This is a genomic window from Eubacterium sp. BIOML-A2, assembly GCF_009680135.1.
GTDB lineage: Bacteria > Bacillota > Clostridia > Lachnospirales > Lachnospiraceae > Faecalicatena > Faecalicatena contortus_B.
Genome location: NZ_WKZK01000119.1, coordinates 1 through 5,581 on the forward strand (window position 1 = coordinate 1; position 5,581 = coordinate 5,581).

Sequence of the window (5,581 nt, forward strand, 5' to 3'; positions counted from 1 at the left end):
CCCTTTTCCAGGCGCTTCAGGGCCGGGCTGTGCCCTGCCATGTAGCCCTCCTGTCCCGAGCCTTGCTCTACCACGACCATCTCCACTTCCCCGGAATAGAATAACTGCTGCGGAGTTACAATCTTTAATAAAAAACTTTTTGCTGCCATCCGCCCTTAGCCTCCTTCTGCACACGGTCCGCTTCCGGGCCTCCCTTATGCGGTCTGCCCCTGGGCGTACTTCTCCGTCACGTCGTCAATCCCACCTGCAAACAGGAACATGGATTCCGGGATCTCATCGTGCTTGCCTTCCAGGATCTCCTGAAAGCCCCGGATGGTTTCTTTCAGCGGCACGTACTTCCCGGCCATCCCCGTAAACTGCTCCGCCACATAGAACGGCTGGGACAGGAACCGCTGCAGCTTCCTTGCACGGGCTACCGTCAGCTTATCCTCCTCCGACAGCTCCTCCATCCCCAGGATCGCGATGATGTCCTGCAGGTCCTTATATTTCTGCAGCACCTCCTGCACTCCACGGGCGGTCTGGTAATGCTCCTCCCCCAGGATTAACGGGTCCATGATCCGGGACGTGGACTCCAGCGGGTCTACCGCCGGGTAAATCCCCAGCTCCGTGATCGCACGGCTGAGCACCGTGGTCGCATCCAGATGCGCAAAGGTCGTCGCAGGCGCCGGGTCTGTCAGGTCATCCGCCGGCACGTATACGGCCTGCACCGAGGTGATGGAACCGTCCCTCGTGGACGTGATCCGCTCCTGCAGCGCCCCCATCTCCGTTGCCAGGGTGGGCTGGTAGCCTACCGCAGAGGGCACGCGCCCCAAAAGCGCCGATACTTCCGACCCCGCCTGGGTGAAACGGAAAATGTTGTCAATGAACAGCAGCACGTCCTGGTGCTCCCTGTCCCGGAAATGCTCCGCCATGGTCAGCCCCGTCAGCGCCACGCGCATCCTGGCTCCCGGCGGCTCATTCATCTGCCCGAATACCATGGCCGTCTTATCGATAACCCCGGATTCCTGCATCTCATAATACAGGTCGTTCCCTTCCCTGGTACGCTCGCCTACCCCTGCAAACACAGAGATCCCGCCGTGTTCCTTGGCGATGTTGTTGATCAGCTCCTGGATCAGCACGGTCTTCCCTACCCCCGCTCCCCCGAACAGGCCGACCTTCCCCCCTTTTGTGTAAGGGGCCAGCAGGTCAATGACCTTGATCCCGGTCTCAAAGATCACAGAAGACGTGTCCTGGTCCTTATAGTCCGGCGCCGGGCGGTGGATCGCATCGTAACGCTCCGCCTCTACGGCGCCCTTCCCGTCAATCGTCTCGCCCAGCACATTGAACAGGCGCCCTAATACTTCTTTCCCGACCGGGACCTTGATCGGCTCCCCCGTGTCGGTCGCTTCCATCCCCCGGTACATCCCATCCGTGGATGAAAGGGCAATACNCTACCCCCGCGCCCCCGAACAGGCCGACCTTCCCGCCCTTTGTGTAGGGGGCCAGCAGGTCAATGACCTTGATCCCCGTCTCAAAGATGACCGAAGACGTGTCCTGGTCCTTATAGTCCGGCGCCGGACGGTGGATCGCATCGTAACGCTCCGCCTCCACGGGGCCCTTCTCGTCAATCGTCTCGCCCAGCACATTGAACAGGCGCCCTAATACTTCTTTCCCGACCGGGACCTTGATCGGCTCCCCCGTGTCGGTCGCTTCCATCCCCCGGTACATCCCATCCGTGGATGAAAGGGCAATACACCGGGCCTGATCCGCACCAATGTGCTGTTCCACCTCTGCTACAATGGTCTTTCCGTTTTGCTCGATATGTATTGCATTAAGAAGATTCGGCATCTGTTCCTCATCAAACTTAATATCAATAACCGGTCCGATAATCTGTTGAATGATCCCTTTATTCAATTGCCTCACCTCTTAATTTCTGAGCCTCCGAGCCGGCGATGATCTCAATGATCTCACTGGTAATCGCCGCCTGTCTCGCTCTGTTATAGTAAATAGATAATTCTGTCAGCATCTCGTTGGCACTGTCGCTGGCATTCTTCATCGCAATCCTGCGCGCCGAATGCTCGCACAGGGTCGCCTCCGCGATTGCACTGTACAGGTACAAAGCCAGGTACTCCTGGGCCAGGCTGTCAAACAGCTCCCGCCCGGCCGGTTCGTATTCCATCAGGGTCAGGTCACAGTCCCCGGCCTGCCCCCCGGCCTCCAGCGGGAACACCGGGGCTGCCTTCACCTCATGGGAAATCGAGTTCAGGTAGGAGGCATACAGCACCCGGATGCTTGTAAACCGGCCTTCCCGGTACAGCTCCAGTACTTCCCCCGCGAGCCGGTATGCTTCCTCATACCCCATCTCGTCCATCTGCTCCCGCTCCGTCTCCAGCATCTCCAGGCCTTCCCGGAGGCAGAACTCTTTTCCCTTTGTCCCCAGAGCCGCGAAACAGCAGCTGGCTTTTTCTTCCTCTGCAATCTGCCCCGCCGCCTTCGTGATGGAGGTATTGTAGCTCCCGCACAGCCCTTTGCTGCTGGTGAGCAGGATGTACAGCGTTTCCCCTTCCCTTGGTTCCAGGTACACTTCCGGCACGCCCCCCTCTGTTCGGAGGACCTGGCCGTAAAGCCGCTTTTCCGCCTCCAGGTGTTTCCGGATATAATCGAACCGGTTCGTCGCCTGCTTCAGTTTTGCTGCGGAAACCAGTTTCATGGCATTGGTGATCCTCTCCGTGCTGCTGACGCTTTTCATCCTGCGCTTAATCGCCTGCATCTGGTCAGCCATCGAATCTACCCGCCTTCCTGCATTCTTCTATGCCCTTCAAAAGCTGTTCCTCTGTCTCCGCTTCCAGTTTCCCCGTATCCGCAATGGCTTTCCCCACATGGGGGTAATTCGTATCCATGTACTGGTACAGTTCCTTTTCAAACCGTTTCACCTGGCTCGGCGCGATGCCCGCCAGATGTCCTTTTACTGCCGCATAAATGATCATGACCTGGTGTTCCACCGCAACCGGCTGGTACTGCCCCTGCTTCAGGATCTCCATCAGGAGCATGCCGTTCTCCAGCCGCTCTTTGGTATCCTTGTCAATGTCTGACCCAAACTGCGAGAACCCTTTCAGCTCCCGGTACTGCGCCAGCATCAGCTTGATCGTTCCCGCCACCTTCTTCATGGCCTTGATCTGGGCGCTGCCCCCTACCCGTGACACCGAGATCCCGGCGTTTACCGCGGGTCTCTGGCCCGAGAAGAACAGTTCCGACTCCAGGAAGATCTGGCCGTCCGTGATGGAGATGACGTTGGTCGGGATATACGCCGACACGTCCCCTGCCTGGGTCTCGATGATCGGCAGCGCCGTAATGGAACCCCCGCCCAGCTCATCGGAGAGCTTCGCGGAGCGCTCCAGCAGACGGCTGTGCAGGTAAAAGACATCCCCCGGGTACGCCTCTCGTCCTGGCGGGCGCCTCAGCAGCAGGGACATGGCACGGTATGCCACCGCGTGTTTGGACAGGTCGTCATATACGATCAGGACATCTTTCCCTTCATACATGAATTCCTCCCCCATCGCACACCCTGCATAGGGCGCTATGTACTGCAGCGGCGCCACGTCGCTGGCCGTCGCCGACACGATGATGGTATAGCGCATCGCATCCCGGTCTTCCAGCGTCTTCACCAGCTGCGCGATGGTCGACTTTCTCTGGCCGATGGCCACATAGATGCAGATCACGTCCTTGCCCTTCTGATTAATGATGGTATCAATGGCGATGGCCGTCTTTCCCGTCTGGCGGTCCCCGATGATCAGTTCCCGCTGCCCCTTTCCGATGGGGATCATGGCGTCAATCGCCTTGATGCCCGTCTGCAGCGGCTGGTGCACGGACTTCCTCTGCAGCACCCCCGGCGCCGGGCTCTCGATGGGCCGCGTCTTATCCGTCTCTACCGGGCCCTTCCCGTCAATGGGCTCACCCAGCGGGTTCACGACACGGCCAAGGAGCTCTTCCCCCACAGGCACTTCCGCTACCCGGCCTGTCGGGCGGACAATGTCCCCCTCCTTGATGCCCCGGTCTGCTCCGATGATAACCGCCCCTACATTCTTTTCCTCCAGGTTCATGGCCATCCCGTAGATCCCGCCGGAAAACTCCAGCAGTTCCCCCGCCACACAGTGGCGCAGGCCTGTCACACGGGCTACCCCGTCCCCCACTTCCTGCACGGTGCCAAAATCCGTGATCTCCATCTGGCTTGTATAGGTTTCTATCTGCTTTTTGATCTGGCTGCTGATCTCCTCTGTATTCCACATCATAGAGAACTCCCCCCTTCCGGCCTGCTTCGAAGCCTCAAGCTTAAATCTTCCATTCTCTTCTTCAGGGAAGCATCAATGAGTTTCCCGTCTGCGGAGATCAATACCCCGCCGATGAGGCCTTCATCGATCATGTTTACCAGGGTCACCGGCTTGCCGATCAGTTCCGCCGTCTGCTCTTCCAGGCGCTTCACCATTTCCTTCTCCAGCGGCACCACCGAATATACCGTCCCACGGATCCCCTGTCTTTCTTCTCCCAGAAGCTCCAGCCCTTCGGCCAGCACCTGGCTGAAATGGTACAGGCCCTGGCGGTCTAACAGGATGCAGAAGAACGCCAGCGTCTCATCGCTGATATGGCTCCCAAATATGTCCCGCATCCACTCAAGCCTTGTTTCCTTCCCGATTTCACCCAGCGTCAGCATCTGGAAAAAGTTCTCTTCCTCCATAAGGAGTCTTTTCAGCACAGCCAGTTCTTCAGTCACTGTATCTATTTGCCCGCACAGTTTCTTTACCTCAGTCTGTTCTGTTATTCTTTCCATGATGAATCCTCAGCTTCTTCTATAATCTTTTCTACTACTTCTGCCTGTCTTTTCGGGTTCAGTTCTTCTCCTATGATTTTCCCTGCTGCAAGGACAGCCATGTCTCCAATCTCTCTTTGTAGCTCTTTCTTCGCAATCATCTTGTCCCGCTCGATTTCACGGCGCGTCTGCTCCCGCACCTGCCCCGCTTCTTTGCTTGCGGTCTCAAGCACCGCCCCTGCCTGGGCCTGGGCCTCCTGCATTGCCTTCTTTATGATCTCCCGTTTCTCGGACTCTGCAAACGCCATCTGCGCCTCATACTCTTCCAGTTTCTGCTGTGCCTCTTCGCGCGTCGTCTGGGCTTCCTGCAGCGTGTTCACCACCTGCTGCTGCCTTGCCTCCATAAACTGGTGTACTTTCTCAAAAAAGAACTTTTTCAAGATTAACACTAACACAACCACGGTGATCAGCGAAAAAAGCAGGTTCCAGTTGATTGTAAGCAGATCCTGATATAATTGTACTTTCAAATCCGGCTGCCTCCCTTCTCTCTTATACCTTTCCCGACAGCATAATGGCGATAACGAAGGTCAGGACACCGATGGTCTCCATAATTGCCATACCTACAATCATACCTGTCTGGATCTTGCCTGCTACTTCCGGCTGCCTTGACATGCCTTCCAGCCCCTTGCTCAGTGCCAGCCCCTGCCCCAGGCCGATGCCCAGTGCTGCTAATCCCATACACATCCCGATTCCCAGTGCAACCATTCCCATATCTATTTCCTCCTGTAATCAATTCCT

At 57.2% G+C, this 5,581-nt stretch carries 5 protein-coding genes and 3 pseudogenes; all 8 read right to left on the reverse strand.

The window, feature by feature from the left end; translation table 11 throughout:
* Nucleotides 1-149, reverse strand: a pseudogene (locus GKG43_RS23625) (F0F1 ATP synthase subunit delta); the annotation flags it as partial.
* A 45-nt stretch (nt 150-194) separates the two neighbouring features.
* Nucleotides 195-1,427, reverse strand: a pseudogene (gene atpD / locus GKG43_RS22700) (F0F1 ATP synthase subunit beta); the annotation flags it as partial.
* 259 nt (nt 1,428-1,686) lie between these two features.
* A pseudogene (locus GKG43_RS23630) lies at nt 1,687-1,902 on the reverse strand (F0F1 ATP synthase subunit beta); the annotation flags it as partial.
* A complete protein-coding gene (atpG, locus tag GKG43_RS22710) occupies nt 1,886-2,761 on the reverse strand; it encodes an ATP synthase F1 subunit gamma (RefSeq protein WP_129880163.1) in 876 nt (291 codons plus the stop codon). The pseudogene GKG43_RS23630 and the gene atpG, both read right to left, overlap by 17 nt.
* The gene (atpA, locus tag GKG43_RS22715) at nt 2,754-4,265 is read right to left on the reverse strand and encodes a F0F1 ATP synthase subunit alpha (protein WP_117440584.1); all 1,512 of its coding nucleotides are present in this window, start codon (nt 4,263-4,265) and stop codon (nt 2,754-2,756) included. Before atpA ends, atpG begins: the two co-directional genes overlap by 8 nt.
* Complete coding sequence (atpH, locus tag GKG43_RS22720; RefSeq protein WP_025657870.1) at nt 4,265-4,804, reverse strand: ATP synthase F1 subunit delta; 540 nt, start codon at nt 4,802-4,804, stop codon at nt 4,265-4,267. The genes atpA and atpH overlap by 1 nt, the downstream gene beginning before the upstream one ends.
* The gene (gene atpF, locus GKG43_RS22725; RefSeq protein WP_025657871.1) at nt 4,792-5,310 is read right to left on the reverse strand and encodes a F0F1 ATP synthase subunit B; all 519 of its coding nucleotides are present in this window, start codon (nt 5,308-5,310) and stop codon (nt 4,792-4,794) included. Before atpF ends, atpH begins: the two co-directional genes overlap by 13 nt.
* A 22-nt stretch (nt 5,311-5,332) precedes the next feature.
* Complete coding sequence (gene atpE / locus GKG43_RS22730) at nt 5,333-5,554, reverse strand: ATP synthase F0 subunit C (RefSeq protein ID WP_025657872.1); 222 nt, start codon at nt 5,552-5,554, stop codon at nt 5,333-5,335.
* Nucleotides 5,555-5,581 lie beyond the last annotated feature (27 nt).

Excerpts from the sequence above, each read along its gene's own strand:
- atpG (WP_129880163.1), bottom strand. The coding sequence starts at position 2,761 with ATGGCTGACCAGATGCAGGCGATTAAGCGCAGGATGAAAAGCGTCAGC.
- atpA (WP_117440584.1), bottom strand. The coding sequence starts at position 4,265 with ATGTGGAATACAGAGGAGATCAGCAGCCAGATCAAAAAGCAGATAGAA.
- atpH (WP_025657870.1), bottom strand. The coding sequence starts at position 4,804 with ATGGAAAGAATAACAGAACAGACTGAGGTAAAGAAACTGTGCGGGCAA.
- atpE (WP_025657872.1), bottom strand. The coding sequence starts at position 5,554 with ATGGGAATGGTTGCACTGGGAATCGGGATGTGTATGGGATTAGCAGCA.